Origin of the sequence: Phreatobacter cathodiphilus, from assembly GCF_003008515.1 — a bacterium.
In the GTDB taxonomy this organism is placed as follows: domain Bacteria; phylum Pseudomonadota; class Alphaproteobacteria; order Rhizobiales; family Phreatobacteraceae; genus Phreatobacter; species Phreatobacter cathodiphilus.
The window spans coordinates 2,213,489-2,234,825 of sequence record NZ_CP027668.1 but is presented as its reverse complement, the minus strand read 5'-3'; the positions used below and the strand labels follow the sequence as shown (position 1 = coordinate 2,234,825).

General features: G+C 67.3%; 15 protein-coding genes. 6 read left to right on the top strand and 9 right to left on the bottom strand.

Features of this window, described 5'->3' with window-relative positions; translation table 11 throughout:
- Positions 1-3: 3 nt before the first annotated feature.
- The 4 genes from rfbC to rfbB are packed head-to-tail and all read right to left on the bottom strand — an operon-like array spanning position 4 to position 3,441.
- On the bottom strand, positions 4-555 hold the full coding sequence (rfbC, locus tag C6569_RS10915) for a dTDP-4-dehydrorhamnose 3,5-epimerase (RefSeq protein WP_106748875.1): 552 nt from the start codon (positions 553-555) through the stop codon (positions 4-6).
- Positions 556-606: 51 nt separating this feature from the next.
- Positions 607-1,479 carry a glucose-1-phosphate thymidylyltransferase RfbA gene (rfbA, locus tag C6569_RS10910; RefSeq protein WP_106748874.1) on the bottom strand — a complete coding sequence of 291 codons (873 nt, stop codon included), beginning with the start codon at positions 1,477-1,479 and terminating at the stop codon, positions 607-609.
- Complete coding sequence (gene rfbD, locus C6569_RS10905; protein WP_106750997.1) at positions 1,476-2,378, bottom strand: dTDP-4-dehydrorhamnose reductase; 903 nt, start codon at positions 2,376-2,378, stop codon at positions 1,476-1,478. Before rfbD ends, rfbA begins: the two co-directional genes overlap by 4 nt.
- A 1-nt stretch (position 2,379) precedes the next feature.
- The gene (rfbB, locus tag C6569_RS10900) at positions 2,380-3,441 is read right to left on the bottom strand and encodes a dTDP-glucose 4,6-dehydratase (RefSeq protein WP_106748873.1); all 1,062 of its coding nucleotides are present in this window, start codon (positions 3,439-3,441) and stop codon (positions 2,380-2,382) included.
- 447 nt (positions 3,442-3,888) lie between these two features.
- On the opposite strand from rfbB, the gene C6569_RS10895 reads away from it, so the two are divergent.
- The 6 genes from C6569_RS10895 (at position 3,889) to C6569_RS10870 (ending at position 13,809) form a co-directional block, all read left to right on the top strand.
- Positions 3,889-8,907, top strand: coding sequence for a glycosyltransferase (locus C6569_RS10895; RefSeq protein WP_106748872.1), 5,019 nt, complete (start codon positions 3,889-3,891; stop codon positions 8,905-8,907).
- Positions 8,908-8,999: 92 nt separating this feature from the next.
- Positions 9,000-9,818, top strand: coding sequence for an ABC transporter permease (locus C6569_RS10890; RefSeq protein ID WP_245898299.1), 819 nt, complete (start codon positions 9,000-9,002; stop codon positions 9,816-9,818).
- On the top strand, positions 9,808-11,154 hold the full coding sequence (locus tag C6569_RS10885; protein WP_106748870.1) for an ABC transporter ATP-binding protein: 1,347 nt from the start codon (positions 9,808-9,810) through the stop codon (positions 11,152-11,154). The genes C6569_RS10890 and C6569_RS10885 overlap by 11 nt, the downstream gene beginning before the upstream one ends.
- 32 nt (positions 11,155-11,186) lie before the next feature.
- Positions 11,187-12,269, top strand: coding sequence for a DegT/DnrJ/EryC1/StrS family aminotransferase (locus tag C6569_RS10880; protein WP_106748869.1), 1,083 nt, complete (start codon positions 11,187-11,189; stop codon positions 12,267-12,269).
- 14 nt (positions 12,270-12,283) lie between these two features.
- Positions 12,284-13,204: a hypothetical protein gene (locus C6569_RS10875; protein ID WP_106748868.1), complete on the top strand. Its 921-nt coding sequence runs from the start codon at positions 12,284-12,286 to the stop codon at positions 13,202-13,204.
- Positions 13,201-13,809: an acyltransferase gene (locus C6569_RS10870; protein ID WP_106748867.1), complete on the top strand. Its 609-nt coding sequence runs from the start codon at positions 13,201-13,203 to the stop codon at positions 13,807-13,809. The genes C6569_RS10875 and C6569_RS10870 overlap by 4 nt, the downstream gene beginning before the upstream one ends.
- A gap of 36 nt (positions 13,810-13,845) precedes the next feature.
- Here the strand turns inward: C6569_RS10870 and C6569_RS10865 are convergent, their stop codons facing one another.
- The 5 genes from C6569_RS10865 to C6569_RS10845 form a co-directional block, all read right to left on the bottom strand.
- Positions 13,846-15,039 carry a DUF2793 domain-containing protein gene (locus C6569_RS10865; RefSeq protein ID WP_106748866.1) on the bottom strand — a complete coding sequence of 398 codons (1,194 nt, stop codon included), beginning with the start codon at positions 15,037-15,039 and terminating at the stop codon, positions 13,846-13,848.
- 85 nt (positions 15,040-15,124) lie between these two features.
- A complete protein-coding gene (gene cysC / locus C6569_RS10860; protein WP_106748865.1) occupies positions 15,125-16,990 on the bottom strand; it encodes an adenylyl-sulfate kinase in 1,866 nt (621 codons plus the stop codon).
- Positions 16,991-17,884, bottom strand: coding sequence for a sulfate adenylyltransferase subunit CysD (gene cysD / locus C6569_RS10855; RefSeq protein ID WP_106748864.1), 894 nt, complete (start codon positions 17,882-17,884; stop codon positions 16,991-16,993).
- Positions 17,885-18,165: 281 nt separating this feature from the next.
- The gene (locus tag C6569_RS10850) at positions 18,166-19,089 is read right to left on the bottom strand and encodes a rhamnan synthesis F family protein (protein ID WP_106748863.1); all 924 of its coding nucleotides are present in this window, start codon (positions 19,087-19,089) and stop codon (positions 18,166-18,168) included.
- Between the two features lie 162 nt (positions 19,090-19,251).
- Positions 19,252-21,177 (bottom strand): glycosyltransferase family 2 protein, encoded by a 1,926-nt coding sequence (locus C6569_RS10845; RefSeq protein WP_215905806.1) that lies wholly within the window; start codon positions 21,175-21,177, stop codon positions 19,252-19,254.
- Positions 21,178-21,337 lie beyond the last annotated feature (160 nt).

The following is a 21,337-nucleotide window of genomic DNA, read 5'->3' as shown; positions in this document are numbered from 1 at the left end:
TCATCAATCCATGGGCTCGATGTCCCGAAGCAGCGGCGCGGTCTTGTCCTTGTCCGACAGGTGCGCTTCCGCCTCGCCCACCGGCCAGTTCACGCCGATCCCGGGGTCGTTCCAGCGCACGCCGGCATCATGATCGCGGCTGTAATAGTCGGTGACCTTGTAGATCACCTCGGTATTCTCGACGAGGGTGCAGAAGCCGTGGAGGAAGCCGGCGGGAACCCAGAGCTGGCGCCAGTTCTCGGCGGAGAGCTCCACCGCCACGTGCTGACCGAAGGTGGGTGATCCCCGGCGGATGTCGACGGCGACGTCGAGGATGGCGCCGCGCACCACGCGGATGAGCTTGCCCTGGGCGCGCGGCGCCTTCTGGTAGTGCAGGCCGCGAATGGTGCCCCGGGCCGCCGACAGCGACTGGTTGTCCTGGACGAAGGTGACCGGGCCCGCCGCGGCCTCGAAGCGGTCCTGCCGGAAGGTCTCCGAGAAGAAGCCGCGGGCGTCGCCGATCCTGGTCGGCTCGATCAGCAGCAATCCCGCGATGGGGAGCGTCGAGATGTTCATCGGGCGGGCATCCTTCTATCCAAAACGCGAGCTGTCGACGGCGCGATCGGCCTAGCGATGTTCCTCGACCACGCGCTCCAGATAGCGCCCATAAGGGCTCTTGCCGAGGGCCTTGGCGAGCACGAGCAACTGGGCCGCGTCGATGAAGCCCTTCTCGAAGGCGATCTCCTCGGGACAACAGATCCGTGTGCCCTGCCGCTTCTCGATGGTGCGGACGAAGTTGGAGGCGTCGGTGAGCGAATCGGGCGTTCCCGTGTCGAGCCAGGCGAAGCCGCGGCCCATGCGTTGCACGTGCAGGTCGCCCCGCTCCAGATAGGCCCGGTTCACGTCGGTGATCTCGTATTCGCCGCGGGCCGAGGGCTTCACCGCCTTGGCGATGGAGACGATGTCCTTGTCGTAGACATAGAGCCCGGTCACCGCCCAGCTCGATTTCGGCGCCGCCGGTTTCTCCTCGATGGACAGGGCCCGGCCCGCAGGATCGAAGGCCACCACGCCGTAACGCTCGGGATCCTCGACGTGATAGGCGAAGACGGTGGCCCCGGTCTCCCGCTCCATGGCCTTGTCGAGCAGGTCGCCGAGGCCGGCGCCGTAGAAGATGTTGTCGCCGAGCACCAGGGTGGCACGCTCGCCGCCGACGAAATCCTCGCCGATGACGAAGGCCTGGGCGAGCCCGTTCGGCTTCGCCTGCTCGGCATAGCTGAAGCGGACGCCCCAGCTCTCGCCGGTTCCCAGGAGGCGCCGGAAGGCGGGCAGATCGTGCGGTGTCGAAATGATCAGGATGTCGTCGATGCCGGCCAGCATGAGCACCGACAGCGGATAATAGATCATCGGCTTGTCGTAGACCGGCACGAGCTGCTTGGAGACGCCGAGCGTGATCGGGTGCAGGCGTGTGCCGCTGCCGCCGGCCAGGATGATGCCTTTCATGACGTGAGCGTTCCTTGCTGTTGCAGTCTGTCCATGCAGCGGGCCAGCGCATCGGTCCAGGTCGGCATGGTGATCCCGTGCATGCCGCGAAGGCGGCTGCAGTCGAGGCGGGAATTGGCGGGGCGCCGGGCGGGCGTCGGATAGTCGGCCGTGGTGATCGGCCGGACGGCTGCGGAAGGGCCGCCGCGCGCGGCGGATTCGCGGAAGATCGCCTCGGCGAAGCCGGCCCAGGTGGTTTCGCCCGCGCCGCTCATGTGGAACACGCCGCGCAGAGCGGGGTTTTTTGGCTCGGCCAGCAGGTTCCGCGTCACGCCCACCACGGCGTCGGCGATGTCGGGTGCATAGGTGGGCGTGCCCTGCTGGTCGGCGACGACGGCAATCTCCGGACGGGTCGCGGCGAGGCGCAGCATGGTGCGCAGGAAGTTCTTGCCCTCGGCGGCATAGACCCAGGCCGTCCTGAGAATGGCGTGGTCGGGAGCGGCGGCGGCGACCGCCTCCTCGCCCATCTGCTTGGAGCGGCCGTAGACGCTGGTGGGGCCGACGGGATCGGTCTCGACATAGGGCGTCGCCTTCGTCCCGTCGAAGACGTAGTCGGTGGAGAGGTGCACCACCGGAACGCCGAGCGCCGCAGCGGCCGCGGCCACCGCGCCGGCCCCGTCCCGGTTGATGCGGAAGGCGAGGTCCTGCTCGGTTTCGGCGGCGTCCACCGCGGTGTAGGCAGCGGCGCTGACGACGGCGTCCGGCTCCAGGCGGCGGAAGGCGACCGAGAGGTCGCCGGGCGCGGCGAGATCGAGCTCCGGACGGCCGAGGGTGAGAACGGTCAGCGCGGGATCGTCCGCGGCGCGCTCCATCAGGGCGGACACGACCTGGCCCTTGAGGCCGGTGACGAGGAGGCGCATCTCAGGCTCCGGCAGGGGCGAGGAGGCCGAGGCGTTCGCCCGCATAGACCTTGTCGCGCAGGGGGCGCCACCACCACTCGTTGTCGAGATACCAGCGCACCGTCTTCTCGATGCCGGTGTCGAAGGTTTCCTCGGCGCGCCATCCGAGCTCGGCTTCGAGCTTGCCGGCGTCGATCGCATAGCGCTGGTCGTGGCCGGGCCGGTCCGTCACGAAGGTGATCAGCGAGGCGTGTGGTTCGGCCTTGGGGGCGAGGCGGTCGAGGATGGCGCAGATGGTGCGAACCACGTCGATGTTGCGCCGCTCGTTGCGGCCGCCGACATTGTATTTCTCGCCGATCCGGCCGCGGTTGACGATCAGGTCCAGGGCGCGGGCGTGGTCGTCGACGAAGAGCCAGTCGCGGATGTTGTCGCCCTTGCCGTAGACCGGCAGCGGCTTGCCGTGGAGGGCGTTGAGGATGACGAGCGGAATCAGCTTCTCGGGAAAGTGGAAGGGCCCGTAATTGTTCGAGCAGTTGGAGATGAGGCCGGGAAACCCGTAGGTGCGCGCCCAGGCCGAGACGAGATGATCGGCCGCCGCCTTGGAGGCGGAATAGGGCGAGGAGGGATCATAGGGCGTCGTCTCGGTGAACAGGCCCTCCTCGCCGAGGGAGCCGTAGACCTCGTCGGTCGAGACGTGCAGGAAGCGGAAGGCCTCGCCGCGCTCCGCCGGCAGGCCGGACCAGTAGCGCCGGGCGGCCTCCAGCATCACGAAGGTGCCGACGATGTTGGTGTCGATGAAATCCCCCGAGGCGCTGATCGACCGGTCGACATGGCTTTCGGCGGCGAGATGGATGACGCGGGTGGGCTGGAAGGATTCGAAGGCCTCGGTGACGGCGCCGCGGTCGCAGATGTCCACCCGGGCGAAGCGGTAGTTCGGCGCGTTCTCGATCGGTCGGAGCGAGGCCAGATTGCCTGCGTAGGTCAGCTTGTCGAGATTGAGCACGTCGACGCCGGCGGAGACCAGATGGCGGCAGGTGGCGGAACCGATGAACCCGGCTCCTCCTGTGATCATCACGCGATGCATCGATAGTGGCTCCTTCCTGCCAGTCCTATAGAATTGCCCGGGATCGGCCGGCAAGTATTTTTAGACAAAACCGGGCGCTGCGCCCCCGAGGGCGAGGGGGTCTTGCTGTCCGTGTTGCTGACGAGCAACGCTCTAGGGGAAACAAGCCGGCCGGAATTTCGTCGGCTCCCGGCTAAAGACAAACACCTGACGTTGCGTAGCGCCAGAAAAGGCGTGACGCTCGTGCCGATCACCGTCACCGGGTGGGGTGTGGGAAGCATTTCTGCCGGTCTAAACTGCCGTACTTCATGAGAGTTCCATGTTTGTGACGGTCTCCGACGGTGTTCGGGTCGGCCCCTCACGGAGAGGTATGGATCAGAACGCATGGGACGCTCGTTCCTCGTCGTGGCCATCTCCCGCGCTGCAGCCGCGCTTGAAGCGACAGCCTGCGTTCGCTAGACGAAACCCATGGTGAACAGATTGCAAAAACCGCCGTCATCTCGTTCGACCACGGGCACGCGGGCGAAGCGCCAAGGGATTCTCGTGCTCGGCATGCATCGCAGCGGCACGTCATCCCTGTCGGGGACGCTGGTCAAGCTCGGCGTGTCGCCGCCGAAAACCCTTATGCAGGGCAAGCACGACAATCCCAAGGGACATTGGGAATCGGAGGTCCTCGCCGCGTTTCACGACGAGCTGCTGGCGAGCGCCGGCAGCCGCTGGGACGACTGGCGGCCGTTCCGGGCGGATTGGTTCGACACCCCCCTGGCCGATGCGTTCAAGGTGCGCGCCAAGGTTTTGCTGAAAGAGGAGTTCGGGCGTTCGCCCGTCTTCGTGTTGAAGGATCCGCGCATCTGCCGATTCGCGCGATTCTGGCTCGAGGTCTTCGAGGAAGAGGGAATCGAGGCAAAGATCGTGCTGCCCCTCCGGTCGCCCCTGGAGGTCGCGCAGTCCCATCGTACCCGTGACGGCTTTCCCATCCAGAAGGGCTTGCTGCTCTGGCTGCGGCACGTGCTCGACGCGGAGGCGACGAGCCGCGATTTGCCGCGGGGCGTGTTCGAATGGCCGGCGCTGCTCAAGGACTGGCGCGCCGTAGCCATGCGCCTCGAGACCTCTCTGGGGACCCGCTGGCCGGCGATGACGGATCTCTCGGCGATCGAGGTCGACCGCTTTCTGGCCCGGGACCTCAAACACGAGAGCGTGCCGGAAGCTGAACTCGTCACCCATCCCCAACTGCACGCCTGGATCATCGAGGCCTATGAGGCGCTGCGCGAACTGGCGCGCAATCCCGCCTCGAACAGTGCGCGCGCGACGCTCGACACGATCAGGGACCGCTTCGACGACGCGGCCCGGTTCTTCGGCGGCGCACTGGCCGAGATCGAGGTGGCCTACAGCGAAGCGGAGGCGATGCTGCGGGTCGAGCGCGAAGCCGCTGCCCGGGCCGCCGCCGAGCTGAGGCAAGAACTGGACGGTGTCGCGTCGCGGGAGCACCAGGCGCAGGCGGCGCTGCAGGCGCTGCAGGAGCACCAGGCCGCCAAGGTGGAGGAGGTCGAGCGTCTCACGGTTCTCGTCGACACGACGCGCGCCGGAGCCGAGCAGGTGGAGGCCGCGATCCGCGCCGAAATGACCGCGGCCATCGATGCCGAGCGCCAGGCCCGCGCCGCCGAAGCCGAGGCGCGAGAGGCTGCCATCCTGGCGCTGGTCGCCGAGCGCGACGCCAAGATCGAGGAGGTGGCCCGCCTCACGGAGGTCATCGAGGCGATGCCGGCGGAGGCTTCCAGGACCGAGGCGGCTCTGCGTCAGGACTATGAGAGCATCCTCGACAGCGAGCGTCAGGCCCGCGCGGCCGAAGCTGCAGCCTATGCGGCCAGTCTCGCTGCACTGGAGGCGGAGCGGGACGCGAAGGCCGCCGAGGTCGCAAGCATCAGCACCTTGCTCGACACGACGCGGGCGAGTGCCGAAGAGGCCTTGGCGATCGTGCGCCGCGACCTCGAGACGCTGCTGGACAGCGAGCGCGAGGCGCGGACGGCCGATGCCGCGGCCCATGCTGCGGCGATCGAGGCGCTGTCGAGCGACCGTGACGCGAAGGTGGAGGACATTGCGAGGCTGTCGGAGCTGATCGAGACCCTGACGAGGGAGGCGCATGACGCCCAGGCGCGGTTGAGGCTGGAATTCGAGACCGCGCTCGCGGACGAGAGGCAGGTGCGGGACGCCGTGCAAGAGAAGGCCGCGGTGGAACTGGCGCGGGAACAACAGAGGAGCCACGCCGTTGCGGCTGAACTCGCGGCAATGCGTGCGGCGCTCGACGGGCTTCAGGCCGTGTCGCGCCTGCGGGACGATGAGGTGAACAGGCTCACTGCTCAGCTCGGATTGCTGCGGACGGAAACCGAGGCGATGGGACGAGCTTACGAGACCTCAACGTCGTGGAAACTGACGAAGCCTCTGCGCGCGATCAAATCCTTCGTCGACCGCGGGGCGCGTGCCGTCAGCGGCACTTCGTCCCTGGTGCAGGAGGTCGGTGGCGCCGGTTCCGCGATGGGCCTGCTCACCCGCAAGGTGACGGAACTCGGTCCGCGCGGCGCGCTGGCGAGGGCGCGGGCACAACTGCGGCGGATTCACCAGGGAGCTCCGGCGGCGGCCAACGATCCGGGGTCGGTGGCACCGGCACCGCCGCCGGTTCACCAGGAGCCGGTGATCGCTTCCCCCCACGGCGATCATCCCCTCAACCAGCGCTACCGGATGTTGCAGGAGGATGCGCAGCGTCGATTCTCGGCGGACAGCGGCACCGTGCCCGGTTCGGCCGGGCAGGGGGAGCGCATCGCCATCCTGATGCCGGTGTACAAGGTCCCGGTCCAATTTCTCCGCAGGACCATCGACAGCGTCATCAACCAGACGCACGGGAACTGGGAACTGTGCATCGTCGACGACTTCTCCCAGGACGAGGACATCGCGGCGGCGCTGGCGGACTACGCCGCCCGGGACAGCCGGATCAAGGTGTCCTTCGCGTCGAAGAATCTCGGTATCGCCGGCGCGTCGAACATGGCGCTTTCGATGATCGAGAGCCGCTATTTCTGCCTTCTGGATCATGACGACCTGCTGACCTGCGACGCGCTGGAGTGCTTCGCGCGCACGCTGATCGATGCTCCGGGCACCGACGTGATCTATTCCGACGAGTGCAAGATCGACGAGAACGACGTGGTTCAGGACGTCTTCGTCAAGCCGGACTGGGACCCCTTCCTGCTGCACAATTCGATGTATATCGGTCACCTGACCCTGTATCGGACCGAGATCGTCCGGAACATCGGCGGCTTCCGGTCGGACTATGACCTGTCCCAGGATTACGACCTCGCCCTGCGGGTGACCGAAGCTCACAACGCCATCATCCACCTTCAGAAGGTCCTCTACGGCTGGCGCATGATCCCGCAGTCTGCGGCCAGCGGGGGCAAGCCGCATGCCCGGATCACCAATATCGCGGCTTTGCAGGATGCGATGAACCGGCGCGGCTGGGCGGGGTCCGCCGTCGCGCTGCCCGCTGCCAATCGGGTCGTCCGCGACCGTTCGCTCATGCACCAGAAGGTCGGCATCATCATCCCGTCGGACAATGTCGAACGGATCGTCGCGTCCATCGCGTCGATCCGTTCGGGAACGACCTATGCGGCTTACGAGATCGTCGTCGTGACGAACTCTCCCGACATCCGCAAGCTGCAGGCGAGAGTCGATGCCGCCGCGCCGGTCAAATTCGTCCCTTACGACCTGCCGTTCAACTTCTCGGACAAGTGCAATCGCGGAGCCGAGGCCACCGATGCCGACGTCTACGTCTTCTACAACGATGACGTCAGGGTGAAGACCGCAGACTGGGTCGAGTCGCTTCTGGACTACGTCGTCGATCCCGAGGTGGGCGCGGTCGGGCCGAAGCTGCTTTACGAAAACCACACGATCCAGCACGCCGGGATGGTCACGGGTGTGCGCGGCCTCTTCGGCACGGCTTTTCACGTGCTCAACGGCGACTCGTCGGCCTATTTCAACTTCATCCAGTCCGTCCGCCAGGTGTCCAATATCTGCGGCGCGTGTCTGGCCATGCGCAAAGAGGTCTTTTGGGACATCGGAGGCTTCGACGGCATCGATTTCCCCATCGCCCATTCGGACGGGGACCTCTGCTTCAAGGTTCGCGCGGCGGGCCTGGCCTGCGTCTACACCCCGCACGCCGAACTCTTCCACATCGGTCACGTGTCGATCGGGGAAACCAAAAAGGCCGGTGCCAGCAAACCCAAGCCGAAGACGAAGGTCGACATCAAGACCCTCAAGAAGTGGCCCGAGTTCATCTCATACGATCCGTTCTTCCATCCGCAGATGGCGGGGATCCTCTACCACGACTCGCAGCAGGACTATCAGCTTCTGCCGCCGGTGGGGGCCGAGCCGCGCACGCGCGCGGATGGACGGGACATTCTCCTCGTGTTCCACGACCTGACCAACAGCGGTGCTCCGAGGGTGCTCTTCGAGGTGGCCGTGGCACTGGTCCAGGAGGGGCATTTCGTCGTGGCCGTCAGCCCGGCCGACGGCCCCTACGCCGCCAAGCTGCGGGCCAACGGCGTGTTCGTCATCATCGATCAGCTCATCCTGAGCGGGCATCCGTCGGTCCATGCCTTCGTCCGCAACTTCGACGCGATGGTCGCCAACACGGTGGTCGCCTGGCCCATCGTGGCGCAATGCGCGGCCGAGGTCGAAACCTACTGGTACATCCACGAGTCGCGGCTCGTCAGCGACATCTGTGCCGAGAACCCGGAGATCGCGAACGTGTTCAAGGCGCCCAAGCAGGTGTGGGCGACCTGCGAACGGGTGAGGGCCGCCGTCGCGCCCTATCGACCGGACGTCACAGTGAACGAGATCGGCCTGTTCGTATCCCCTCCGAAGCCGGCGCGCAGGAAGAAGACGAATTCCGTCGTGGTCGCCGTGGTCGGGTCGATCGAGGAACGGAAGGGGCAGGATCTCGCCATCGCAGCCCTCGACATCGTCAGGCAGCAACATGGCGGAGACATCGCCCTCAGGATCGTCGGACGAACGCTGGATCCGCATTTTCACAAGGAAATTCTGCGGCTGGCCGGTGGAAGGCCCGACGTGACGTTCGTCGGAGCCTTGTCGCCGGAGGGTGCGCTGGAGGAGATCGGCGCCGCCGACATCCTCCTCATTCCCTCGCGGGACGAGCCGTTCTCGCTGGTCGGCGCGGAAGCGATGGCGCTCGGCAAGGTCGTCGTCCTCGGGCCGGAGGTGGGTCTGGCCGCCTATCTGAAGGACGGCGCAAACGGCTTCGTCGCAACCTCGGGTTCGCCCCACGACCTGGCGGGCGCCCTGTCGAGGGCGCTGCAGTCACGCCGGCAATGGGCCGGCATCGGGCGGGCCGCCCGCTCGACCTTCGACCGGTACTTCACCCTCGAACAACTGCGCAAGCGGATGCGGGATGCGCTGGCACGGGTGCCCAGCGAGGCGGCATAAGACGGTCCGACCACGCCGGGTTGCCTGAGAACGTCGCACGGCGGCGGGATCAGGGACCCGAAGTGGGCAATCGAGAGTGACGGCGAGCTGGAGTGTCCGAGCGTGCAACGTCGAAGGATTTCGTAGTGTCCAACGCTTTCCCGGGCTCGATCACGTATCAGCTCATCGTTCGCGAGATCGAATCCCGCTACCGGGGGTCGGTCCTCGGCGTGCTCTGGTCGTTTTTGACGCCGCTGTTCATGCTGGCCATTTTCACCTTCGTCTTCGCCGTCGTCTTCCGGGCGCGATGGGGCGGGTCGACCGAGACGAGCCTGACCGAGTATGCGCTGATCCTGTTCGCCGGCTTGACGGCCTTCAGCCTCTTCTCCGAGGTCTTCGGCCGGGCACCGATGCTCGTCACGTCCCAGCCGAATCTGGTGAAGAAGGTGGTCTTCCCGCTCCACGTCCTTGCCGTCGTCGCGCTGGGGTCGGCGCTGTTTCAGGCCGGCATTTCATTTGCCGTTCTCATCGCCTTCCAGGTCACCATCGGTTCCGGCTTTCACTGGCCGACGCTCCTCGTACCGTTTCTGATCGTCCCGCTGTGCCTGTTCACGCTCGGCGTCGCCTGGTTTCTCTCCTCCCTCGGCGTCTATGTCCGCGACGTCGGACAGATCATTCCGCCCGTCGTGACCGCCCTCATGTTCCTCAGTCCGATCTTCTACCCCGTCACGGCGCTGCCGGAATGGATCCGTCCGGTCGCGAGCTACAGCCCCATCGCCTACAGCGTCGAGACCGTCCGCGACGCCATGATCTTCGGGCGGTTGCCGGAGGTGGTGTCCTATCTCGTGGCGCTGGCCGGCGGTCTCGCCGTGGCGGGGCTGGGCTTCGCCTTCTTCCAAAAGACGCGCAAGGGCTTCGCGGATGTCCTCTGAAGTCGATATCCGCATCCGCAACCTCTCCAAGGTCTACCGGATCTACGAGCGTCCGGAGGACCGGCTCATCCAGATGGCGACGCTGGGGCGGCTCAGGCGCTTCACCGAGTTCCCGGCCCTGCACGACATCTCGCTCGACATCCATCGCGGCGAGACCGTCGGCATCATCGGCCGCAACGGCTGCGGCAAGTCCACGCTCCTGCAGGTGATCTGCGGAACCCTGCAGCCGACCTCCGGCACGGTGGAGGTGACGGGCCGCATCGCCGCGCTGCTCGAACTCGGCGCCGGCTTCAACGGCGAGTTCACCGGCCGCGAGAACGTCTACATGAACGGCGCCATCCTCGGCTTCAGCCGCGAGGAGATGGACGCCCGCTTCGACCAGATCGCCGACTTCGCGGGGATCGGCGAGTTCATCGAGCGGCCGGTGAAGACCTACTCCTCCGGCATGTTCGTGCGCCTCGCCTTCGCGGTGGCCACCGCGGTCGAGCCGGATATTCTCGTCGTCGACGAGGCCCTGGCGGTGGGGGATGAAGCCTTCCAGCGCAAGTGCTTCGCCCGCATCGAGGCCATCAAGGAGCGCGGCGGCACCATTCTCTTCGTCAGCCACGGCGCCCAGACCATCGTTCAGCTCTGCGACCGGGCCATCCTCATGGATGGGGGCGAGAAGCTCATGGATGGCGATCCGAAGACGGTGGTGAACCAGTATCAGCGGCTGCTGACGGTCCGGCCGGAGGACCTCGCCCAGGAGCGCGCGGCGCTGAAGGCCGGCCACGTCGGGGGCGAGGCGCCCGCTCCGCCGGAGCAGGTCGAGGCGGGCGTTACCCCGCCCCCGGCGGAAACCCTCGATCCCGATTTGTTCGATCCGAACCTCGTCAGCCAGTCGACCGTCGCCTATCCGGTCAACGGCGCGACCATATCGAACATCCACATCGAGAACGCGCAGGGCGTCACCGTCAACGTGATCCATTTCGGCCAGGATTATCTCTATTGCTACGACGTCGACTTTCTCGACGACGTGGCCAATGCAGGCTTTGGCATGGCGATCCGGGACGTCTCCGGCCTGCATCTCTTCGGCCAGAGCTCGGCCCTGCTGGGGAAGGGGAAGCCCTACCGGGCGGGGCAGCGGGTGCGGGTGCGCTTTCCGTTCCGCAACCTGCTGTCACCCGGCACCTATTTCTGCAATGCGGGTGTCGGAAAGGTAGAGAACGACGAGGCGGTCTTCATGCACCGGCTGGTGGACGCGTTCCTGTTCCGGGTCAGCCATTCCGGCGCCGACCTTCTCTGCTCCAGCCAGATCAGCCTTCGCAACGGCGATGCCATCATCGAGACGGACTGAGGGCGGCCAGCCCCGGTCGAAGGAGGATCCTGATGGTCAGACATCGGTTTGTCGATCCCGTCATGCCACCGCCCAGTGCTTACGCGGCCTTCCTGCAGGAGGCCTATGACGGGCGTATCTTCTCCAATTTCGGCCCCCTGTCGCGCCGCTTCGAGGAACGCCTCTGCAGCCGGTTCGGCCACCGCGACGAGCGGTGCGTTGCGGCGGCCAGTGCGACGGCCGGCCTGTCGGCCGCACTGATCGTCTCATGCAAGGCGGGGGACGTTCTCGTTCCGGCTTTCACCTTTCCCGCGTCGGCCGGGGCGGTGTTCGCAGCCAATCTGACGCCCCGCGTCATCGACGTCGATCCGCGGACATGGGCGGTCACCCGGGATATCCTGGAGCAGGCCTTCGCCTCGGAGAGACCGGGCGCGGTGATGCTGGTCGCGCCGTTCGGCATGGCGACCGATTTCAGCGACGCGATCGCCTTCTGCCGGGAACAGGGTTGTCCGGTCATCATCGACAATGCGGCCGGCCTCGGCATCGCGCGCAAGCCGCTCCCCGCCCATCCCGGGGTGTTTGAGGTCTTCTCCCTTCACGCCACGAAGACGTTCTGCGCGGGGGAGGGCGGGGTCGTTTTCGCTCACGCGGATCGCGAGACGGACCTCCGTGCAGCGCTCAATTTCGGCCTGCAGCGCGGCCACGAGGGCGCGCGCTGGGGGTTCAACGGCAAGATGTCGGAATTCCACGCGGCGGTGGCCCTTGCCCAGCTCGACCGGATCGACGAAGCGGTCGCTCACCGGCAGGCCTACGCGACGGAGTATCTGGCTCGATCGCGGAGGCTGCGGCAGACGCTTCCCTGCGGAGTGGCCGACGCGCCCTGGCAATGTATTCCCTACCTGGCGCTCGACGAGGGCGACGCCGACCGGATCGAGGCAGAGGCGGCGCGGGGTGGGGTCGAGATCCGGCGCTACTATCGGCCGAGCCTGTCGCAGTGGCCGGCCCTTTCCCAAACGGCGATCTGCCCCGTGGCGGAGGATCTATCGCGCCGGATGTGCGCGCTGCCCGTGCGCGCGAGCGATGATCCGGTTGTTCGCGACGAGATCGTCGGTACTGTGGCGGGCTTGTTGAATTAGAATAGGCACGCCTGGTGGATTTCGAGTTTCGTATTCCGATCGCTCCTCGGCCGGCTTTTTTCGCCCAGGTGGAGTTCTTCAATTTCCGGCTGCGATCGCTTGGCGGTCAGTACCGTTTCTGTCCGCTTCACATCTATGTGGGGGAGAAATGCGACCTCGACGCGGTGAGGGCGCAGAATGCCTGGAGCACGGACTGGCCCGTCTTCTGGCACCGGGTCCCCGACGCGGTTTTCGATCGCTATGACATGTACGGGACGGCCAACAGCCGTTTCCTGGGACCCGAGCCCTCCGCCGGGACCATCCTGTTCTGCGATGCGGATACGGTCCTGGTGCGCGAGATCGGCGACCTGTCCCTTGCGGGGGTCACCGACCACGGCGTCGTGACGGGGCACATGGCGCATTATCCGCCCGAGGAAAACGGACCGACCCTGCCGCCATCGACCTCCGAACAATACTGGCCCGAGCTTCTGGCGCGTTTCGGCCTGGCGATGCCTGACCGGCTGCAACGCTATTCCTGCGACACGTCGGGGCGCTTCCCTCTCTCGCCGCCCTATTTCAATCTCGGCGTGATCGCGATGAACCGCCGCGCGTTCGATCTCATCGCCGGCCGGATGGACCCCATCATGGATCGGCTCGGCGGGATCACGCAGAGCTTCATGCGCTGTCAGCTGGCGCTCTCGATCGCCTGTCTGCAGGGGGCGATCGAGACGAAGCTCCTTGATGCCCGGTTCAATGCGGCCAATGATCCGCTCCATGCCTCACTCCACGGCGTCACGGCAGAGAATGTGAGAATTCTTCATTATCTCAGGGGCGCCCGGATCGATCGCAACCGGATCGGGGAGGCCGACTATGTCCGCAGCCTTCCCGAGGCCGGAGAGCTCGACCTGGACCTTCTGCTGCGATCGGAACTCCTGAAGTGGCACACGCGGCGATGACCCGTTCGACCCGGCTCAACGCAGATTACCTTTCGGACGCCGAACTGGCGGCGCTGGAGTGGGGTGCGCTCGGCTCCAATGTCCGTATCCACGCGACCTGCGTGATCAACAACAGCGACCGGATCTTCATCGGCGACAATGTCCGGATCGATCCCTATTGCGTCATCTCCGTTGGCAGCCGGCTGACCATCGGGAGCTTCGTTCATATCGCCACAGGCGTTTCCATATTGGGCGCCGGCGAGGTCACCGTGAGCAATTTTGCGGGCATCTCACAAGGGACGCGGCTGATCAGCTCGACGGACGATTTCTCGGGACGCGCCATGACCGGACCCCTCGTGCCCGATGATCTCAAGGCGGTGATCCATGGTCCCATCGTCATAGGGGAGCACGCCGTCATCGGAGCCAATACGATCGTCCTTCCGGGGACCAAGGTGAACGACGGAGCAACGGTGGGCGCCCTGTCGCTCGTCAATCGCGATCTTGAGCCCTGGACCGTCAATGCCGGCATTCCCGCCCGCCGCGTTCGCGACCGTGACCGCGAGCCCGAGCGGCTCGCGCAGGACCTGCGCCTGCGGCTGCGCCCGAGCGACTCTCGCGAGGGCTGAGCGGGCCGCCCGGACCGTCGCGTCGGCGCAGCCTGCTCACGTCACCACCGCCCGGTCCGTCACCCGCCGCCAGGCCGTCCCGTCCGAGAAGGCCAGGACCGGGCCGCCGCTTTCGTCCGCGACCATCACGATCTGGCCCGCACCGGCGTCGGCGGCCGGCAGTCCGGCGACCGCATAGCTCTTGCACATGACCGGGCCGTCGACCTCCAGCGTGACCCGCGGGGCGGTCGTACCGACGCCGACGCGACCGGTGCCGGTGACGACCATGTGCACCTGATCGTCCAGATAGGGGTTGCCCGTGGGAGCCCCGCCGGTGGCGTAGAAGAACAGGTCCTGCGGCACCGACCCGGCCGCGACCGCGCCGGTGATCCGGGCGCCGAAGCCGGCCGTGGTCAGATAGGCGGTGCCGTCGTGGCCGCTGAAGTTGAAGGCGCCGCAATAGTCTCCGCTCTCGGCGGCGGCCGGGGCCGCCGTGGTCCCACGCGCCTTGCGGAAGGCCGCCAGGGCCGCCGCGGCGTTGGCGGTGATCTGGGTGTTGACGATGCCGCGGGCCGGGGAGACGGTCGCCGCCACCAGCTCCAGCGCCGCCGCGGGGGCGGCGGTGCCGATGCCGACATGGCCGGTGGCGGAATCCACGACCAGCGCTTCGGTCCAGACGGCGCCGTCCGCGCTGACCTTCACATGCAGCTTGTCGTCGCCCGCCGTGCCGATCTCCGCCCGTCCCGACCAGCCCGTCTGGAACAGAAGGCTCGCCGTATCGGCGGGCGCGGCCTTGTTCACCTTCACCTGCGTGCCCTCGCCGGCATGGGTGAACAGCACGGCGGGGCTCGCCACCGCCAGCCGGTTGGTGTTGTCGGCGGGCGTGCCCACACCCAGCCGGTCCGCGCGGCGCGGCTTCAGGTCGCGCCAGGTGGTGCCGTCGAAGACCAGCGCGACGTCCTCCTCCGACAGCCAGGCGAGCCAGCCGGCGGCGGGGGCCTCGAAACGCCAGAAGCCCGCCTCGAAGGTCGCGACCTCGTCCGCGTGGCCGGCAAAGGCGCCGGTCGGTGCATCGCCGACCAGATGACGGACGCCCTCGGCCGGAGCGGCCGAAGGCTCGTTCCGCCGGTCCGCCGCCGTGAGGTGGACGAGCCGGTCGAGGGCCAGCAGCGCCTCGTTGTGAGTGATGTGCTTCTGCGCCTGGGCGGGGGCGATCAACGGCAACGAAAGGCGAGGGGTGGCGTCCGACATCGTGCATCTCCTGACGAGCGAGGATGCTCGATCAGAACCTCAATGTCAAGGAATAAAATCTTCATAAGGACCAAAGTCCTTTTTGCTACCTCGCCTTCGCGGCCAGGCCGAGGCGCTCGAGAACGGCGTCGGCGTTGTCCTCCGCCGAGCGGCCCTCCGAGTCGAGATGAAGATCGGGGGCTTCCGGCCGCTCGTAGGCGGCGCCGATGCCGGTGAAGCGGGGCAGGTTGCCGGCGAGGGCGCGGGCATACATGCCCTTGGGATCACGGGCCCGGCAGGTCTCCAGCGAGGCGTCGACGAAGACCTCGATGAAACGCCCCGGACCGACCGTCTCGCGGGCCTTCTCGCGGTCGGCGCGGAAGGGCGAGATGAGCGACACGACGACGATGAGCCCGGCATCCGCCATGAGGGCGGCCACATGGGCGACCCGCCGAACGTTCTCGCTGCGGTCCGCGTCGGAAAAGCCGAGATCGGCGGTGAGACCATGACGCAGATTGTCGCCGTCGAGAACGACGCTGTGTCGGCCGAGCGCATGGAGCTTGCGGTCGACGAGATCGGCGATGGTGCTCTTGCCGGCGCCCGACAGGCCGGTCAGCCAGACGACCCGCGGCGACTGGCCGAGCGAGAGGGCGCGGTCCGCCGGGGTGACGACCATGGTCTGCCAGGGCGTGTCCTGGTTCTGCCGCTCGACCGAGAGGACCACGCCCGCGGCCACGGTGCGGCGGCTGGTCCGGTCGATGATGATGAACGCCCCGAGCCTGCGGTTCTCGGCGAAGGGCAGGGCGGGCAGGGCCGTGGCGAGCTGCAGGCGGGCGACCGCAATGTCGTTGGCCGCGAGGTCGTCGTCGAGGGCCGTGATGCCGAGTGCGTCGAGGTCGAGCCGGCCTTCGACCCTGGAAAAGGCGACGGCGCCGCGGGCGGTGCCGATCTCGATGTCGTAGGTGCGTCGCGGCTGGATCGGCTCGGGCGACAACCAGATGAAGCGCGCCCGCAGCTGCTTGGCCAGCGCCATGGCCGTGCCGTCGGAGAGGACCGCGCCGCGCCCGAGGTCGAGTTCGGGGGCGAGCTCCACCGCCACCGCCTCGCCGGTTCCGGCCCCGCTCACCTCCACGCCTGCAGACCAGAGACGGGTGATCGCGGCCTCGTGGCCCTGGTGCGACCGCAGCCTCTGGCCGATCGTGAGGCGGCCGCCGGCCACCTCGCCGAAGGAGACGCGGCCGCCACCGTCCATGCGACCGGTGAGGGCGACGGGGAGCACCGTTCGTTCCGCCGCCGGGGTGGCGGCGGGCTCGAAGCCTTCGAGGACGTCGAGAAGGGTCGGGCCCTGGTACCAGGGCATCGCCGTGCTGCGAGTGACGACGTTGTCCCCTTCGCGCGCCGACAGCGGGATGACCGCGACCGTCCTCAATCCGAGGGCTGCCGCGAGGCCCTTCAGCTCCGCGGCGACCGCGTTGAAGGGGCCGGCTTCACGGCCCGCGAGGTCCATCTTGTTCACGGCCACGACGATGTCGCGGACGCCGAAGAGCGCCGCGATGGCCATATGGCGGCGCGTCTGCCGCTGCACGCCGTCCACGGCGGAGACGAGGACGACGGCGAGCTGGGTCTGCGAGGCCGCCGCCGCCTGGTTGCGGGTGTATTGCTCGTGTCCCGGGGCGTCGGCGATGAGAAAGGCGCGTTTCGCCGTGTTGAAGTAGCGATAGGCGACGTCGATGGTGATGCCCTGCTCGCGCTCGGCCTTCAGGCCGTCGACGAGGAAGGAGAAGTCGAGGCCGCCGCCAGGTCCGGCACGCAGGGCTTCGGCGAGATGATCCTCGAAGACCGAGCCAGACTCCATCAGGAGCCGGCCGATCAGCGTGCTCTTGCCGTCGTCGACGGACCCGCAGGTCATGAAGCGCAGGCGGGGGAGGCGCATCGGCGCGGGAAGGGCGGTATGCCCGGGCTCGGATGCCATTCAGAAGTACCCCTCGCGCTTCTTGTCCTCCATCGACGAACCGACATGGTCGATGACGCGACCGATCCGTTCGGAGGTCCTGGCTTCGAGCAGTTCGCGGATGATGGCGGGAACGTCGGTCGCCTCGGATTCCACCGCCGCGGTCAGCGGGTAGCAGCCGAGGGTGCGGAAGCGGATGGTGCGCGTCTCGACAGTCTCGTCCGGACGCAGCGGCAGCCGGTCGTCCTCGACCATGATGAGCTGGCCGTTGCGGCGGATCACCGGCCGGGGCTTGGCGAAATAGAGCGGCACGACCGGGATGTCCTCGGCCAGGATGTAGCGCCAGACGTCGAGCTCGGTCCAGTTGGACAGCGGGAAGCAGCGCATGGTCGCTCCCGGCTCGAGCAGCGTGTTGTAGAGGCCGAAGAATTCGGGGGGCTGATTGCGGGGGTTCCAGACATGGCCCGGTTCGCGCAGGGAGAAGACGCGCTCCTTCGCGCGCGAGCGCTCCTCGTCGCGTCGCGCGCCCCCGATCGCGACGTCGAACCGGTGCTCGTCGATCGCGTTGCGGAGCGGCTCGGTCTTCATCGCGGCCGTGTAGGTCGACGCGTCGTAGTCGAAGGGGTTCATGCCCTCGCCGAGCGCATCCGTGTTGGTCGTGACGATGAGATCCAGGCCGTCACGGGCGGCCAGGGCATCGCGGAACGCCACCATCTCGCTGAACTTGTAGGTGGTATCGACGTGCATGAGCGGCATGGGCAGCCGAGTCGGCGCAAAGGCCTTCTTCGCCAGGTGGTAGAGGACGGATGAATCCTTGCCGATGGAGTAGAGGAGCACGGGCCGCTCGAAGCGGGCCCTGGACTCGCGCAGGATGGCGATCGCTTCGGCTTCCAGTGCTCTGAGATGAGGGTCCATGGTTCTCTCGACGCGCCCCGTCGCCGTCAGGGGCGAGGGCGCATGTCTGGTCCGGTCAGCGCGAAGTCAAGCCTGAAGCGGGTCAGGCGCGCACATGGAGAGCCACCGAACAGATTGAGCATCGTGGCCCGTGCATTATCACAGCGAGTCTGCAAAGTCCCCCGATGGCCACGCCGACGGTAACACATTACGCTTTCGAGGCTCTTCGCAAGCCGGACTGCCGGTCGATCAGGCTCCCGTGCAATCAGGCGCTCGGCCGGGCAGGGGACCCCCTCGCCCGCCTAAGCGGACGAAGAACGCGGACCGTCCGCCGACCGGGAGGTGCCGCGACCGAGGGGGGCGTCTCCGCCGGGCGGCAACAGGACGCGACCGTGCGTGTCGCAAATCTGATAGCCGGACGCGGTGGCAGCGAGGGCGAAGCAGCGCTCCAGCGCATGGTGCAGCGTGCCGTCGATCTGACCTTCCTCGGCGTCGAAATCCGCGGCGACGAAGGGCAACCTGGCAATGGATGTCAGTGCGGCCGGCCTGAACCAGAACATCGACCCGCCGAAGAAGGCGAGTTGGGGCCGGGGCGGTGGATCGAGGCGGGCCAGCAGGGCCTCGACGCGATCACGGTTGGTGTGCCAGTGGCGCTGCGCGGTGAGGAAGACCCGGCGCCATCCCACCATCCCGACGGACGGATCGTCCATGATCTTCAGCACGCCGTCGACGATGTCGGGCCGCCCGGCCAGCGAGGTCAGCATGGCGCGGCGCAGCAGATCGCCGTGGGACAGGTGGGTGCTGCGCTTGGCGTGAATCTTCAGCACCGCATCCAGGCCGTCCAGCGCGCCGGACTGAAGGACGCCGAGGAAGGGCGCGATGTCGCGGCCTCTGTTCTCCACGACGGTGAGCGTCACGTCGCCCAGCGCGCCGATGAGGGGGCGCAGGGATTCCGCAGCTTCTTCCGGCGCCGTGATGTGGCACACGGCATCGTCCGGAAGATGGGAGCGGCAGGCGAGGATTTCGGGGAAGAGATCGGGGTAGTAGACGTGGGCGACCAGTCCCGTGCGCAGGGATGTCTGCGCCTGTGGTCGCGAGTCCTGGCTCTTGCGCGCCTCGCTCGCCAAGTAGAGCCGCAGCGCGACCGTGTTCGCGGCGGACAACGTGCCTTTGCCGATGCGCGTCAGGGCGCGTCCGACCGGTGATCCTTTCAGCCTATTGCGCATTGACCATGAAACTGTGAGCCGGAGGCGAGCCGGCCTGCCATTGTGTCCAACTGTCGCACAGGCCTCTCCGCAGTATCGCTTGGTGGCACGGGCAGGTCACCATGTCCAAGCCTATCCGCATCGAACCAGCGGGGGGATCAACAGCAAAGCGTCGAAACTGTTTCAATCGGGCAACGGTTCCACCCGGCGGTCGCGAGGAGCCTTGCCGCCCGCCGCTTCTGCGAGAGGTGGAAGGCGAGGCGGAACGGCAAGGTCATAGGTCTCGTGCTCGAGGGTCAGGTTCGGCGAATAGAAGGGATCGGCGTCGAGAACGGGCCCCCAGCGCTGCCGCATGGCCGCGACCTCCGCCTCGAACCGGGCCCGTTTCTCAGGGGTGGTGTCGGCGCCTCGCGACAGGCTTTCGTGGTGGAGCAGGCAGGCGAAGGGGGTCCAGACGTTGCGATAACCCGCTTCGCGCACCTTGAGGCAGAAATCGACGTCGTTGAAGGCGACCGCCAATTTCTCCTCGTCGAGTCCGCCGACCTCCCTGAAGATCGATGCCCCGACCACCAGACAGGCCCCCGTGACGGCGGACACGGTGCGGCGCAGTTTCAGGCTCCCGAAGTAGCCGGGATGATGTTCGGGGGCGCCCTTGTAGCCGTGGCCGGCGACCCCGCCGATGCCGAGCACGACGCCGGCATGCTGGATCGCGCGGTTGGGGTAGAGGAGCTTGGCGCCGACACAGCCGGTCCCCGGCCGGGCGGCGAGGGAGACCATTTCGGTGAGCCACGCGGGGTCGAGAATCTCGATGTCGTTGTTCATGAGGCAGAGAAAACGGCCGCGTGCCTCCCGGGCCGCCAGGTTGTTGAGGGCGGAATAGTTGAAGGGGCGGGGATCACGCAGGACACGGATGCGATCGTCGCGCGCGCACCACCGCTCGAACAGCGCCGCGGTGTCCGGCTCAGTCGAGCCGTTGTCGACGATGATCACTTCCAGGGCACCGTAGTCGGTCCGGTCGAACAACGACGACAGGCATCGGTCGAGGATGGGGGCGCCGTCGCGCGTCGGGATGATGATGGAGACCAGCGGGGGAGGCGCGGGGAGCGGGTAGGTCACCCGGTAGTAGGGCGTGGCGGGCGCCAGGGTCACGGTGGCGCCGGGCAGACGGCGATCGGCATAATGTTGCAGGGCGCGCAGGGCGGCGTCCACGGCGTAGCTCTTCTCGTGCGTGCCGAGCGCGGTGGAGCCTGGTGTCGCGCGCCAGTGATAGAGGACGCGCGGGACGTGGACGACGCGCTCGGTTCCGACCCGGTCGAGGATGCGCAGGGTCAGATCATAATCCTGGCTGCCCTCGAAGCCTGGGCGCCAGCCGCCGACGGCCTCGATATTGGCGCGCCGGTGCAGCGTCAGGTGGTTGAGATAGTTCTGGCTCAGGAAGAGATCGAGGGAGAAATCCGGCTTGAAGTAGGGGTCGAACCGGCGCCCGCCCTCGTCGATCTTGTCCTCGTCGGAATAGAGGATCTCCGCGTCGCGGTTCCGGCCGATCGCCTCGACCATGCACAGCAGGGCATGGGGCCGCAGGATGTCGTCGTGGTCCAGCAACGCGATCCACTCACCCGTGGCGAGCGCCAGGGCGTCGTTGGAGGCGCGCGCGATGTGGCCGTTCTCCCGGCGCCAGACGATCTTGATCCGGGGATCGGCCGCGGCCTCCGCCTCGAGGACTTTGCGGACATGCGGTGCCCGGGAGGCATCGTCGGCGATACACAGTTCCCAGCGGTCGTAGATCTGGCTGCGCACGGAAGCGATGGCCTCGCGCAGATGGTTCTCCGGCGTCTCGTAGACCGGCATCACGATGGAGACGAGCGGCCGGTGGGCGAGGGCGGCGGAGCGCTCGGCGAGGCGGGCGAGATCGGCCGCCGACAGCGTGTCGTAGCGGCGCAGCCAGGTCGCATAGCCGATGGCGGCGCGCGGCCTGGACCGCAGCCTCAGCTTGACGCGAAGGACGAAGCCGCCCAAGCCCTCGCGGCGCCAGATGCCGAGGAGCGCGCCGACAAACCAGCGCGTCCGGGCGAGCATGCGTGAGGGCGAGGGCGGCGATCCCGCCGTCATCGACGCGAGCGCCCCGAGGGAGGGGTTCTGCCCGCCGGGCCGCGACGGGGAGCCGCAGGATTCGTCAGTACAGGTCGTCGTGACGTCATGATTCGTCGGGCTCGTCCAACACCGGAAATCACATCATTCCTGCCGATGCCAGAAAATGACCAGAATTTCC

Bases quoted from the DNA above. Each gene is read 5' to 3' on its own strand.
- rfbC (WP_106748875.1), bottom strand. From the start codon at position 555: ATGAACATCTCGACGCTCCCCATCGCGGGATTGCTGCTGATCGAGCCG.
- rfbA (WP_106748874.1), bottom strand. From the start codon at position 1,479: ATGAAAGGCATCATCCTGGCCGGCGGCAGCGGCACACGCCTGCACCCG.
- rfbD (WP_106750997.1), bottom strand. From the start codon at position 2,378: ATGCGCCTCCTCGTCACCGGCCTCAAGGGCCAGGTCGTGTCCGCCCTG.
- rfbB (WP_106748873.1), bottom strand. From the start codon at position 3,441: ATGCATCGCGTGATGATCACAGGAGGAGCCGGGTTCATCGGTTCCGCC.
- C6569_RS10895 (WP_106748872.1), top strand. From the start codon at position 3,889: ATGGTGAACAGATTGCAAAAACCGCCGTCATCTCGTTCGACCACGGGC.
- C6569_RS10885 (WP_106748870.1), top strand. From the start codon at position 9,808: ATGTCCTCTGAAGTCGATATCCGCATCCGCAACCTCTCCAAGGTCTAC.
- C6569_RS10880 (WP_106748869.1), top strand. From the start codon at position 11,187: ATGGTCAGACATCGGTTTGTCGATCCCGTCATGCCACCGCCCAGTGCT.
- C6569_RS10870 (WP_106748867.1), top strand. From the start codon at position 13,201: ATGACCCGTTCGACCCGGCTCAACGCAGATTACCTTTCGGACGCCGAA.
- C6569_RS10865 (WP_106748866.1), bottom strand. From the start codon at position 15,039: ATGTCGGACGCCACCCCTCGCCTTTCGTTGCCGTTGATCGCCCCCGCC.
- cysC (WP_106748865.1), bottom strand. From the start codon at position 16,990: ATGGCATCCGAGCCCGGGCATACCGCCCTTCCCGCGCCGATGCGCCTC.
- cysD (WP_106748864.1), bottom strand. From the start codon at position 17,884: ATGGACCCTCATCTCAGAGCACTGGAAGCCGAAGCGATCGCCATCCTG.
- C6569_RS10850 (WP_106748863.1), bottom strand. From the start codon at position 19,089: ATGCGCAATAGGCTGAAAGGATCACCGGTCGGACGCGCCCTGACGCGC.
- C6569_RS10845 (WP_215905806.1), bottom strand. From the start codon at position 21,177: ATGACGGCGGGATCGCCGCCCTCGCCCTCACGCATGCTCGCCCGGACG.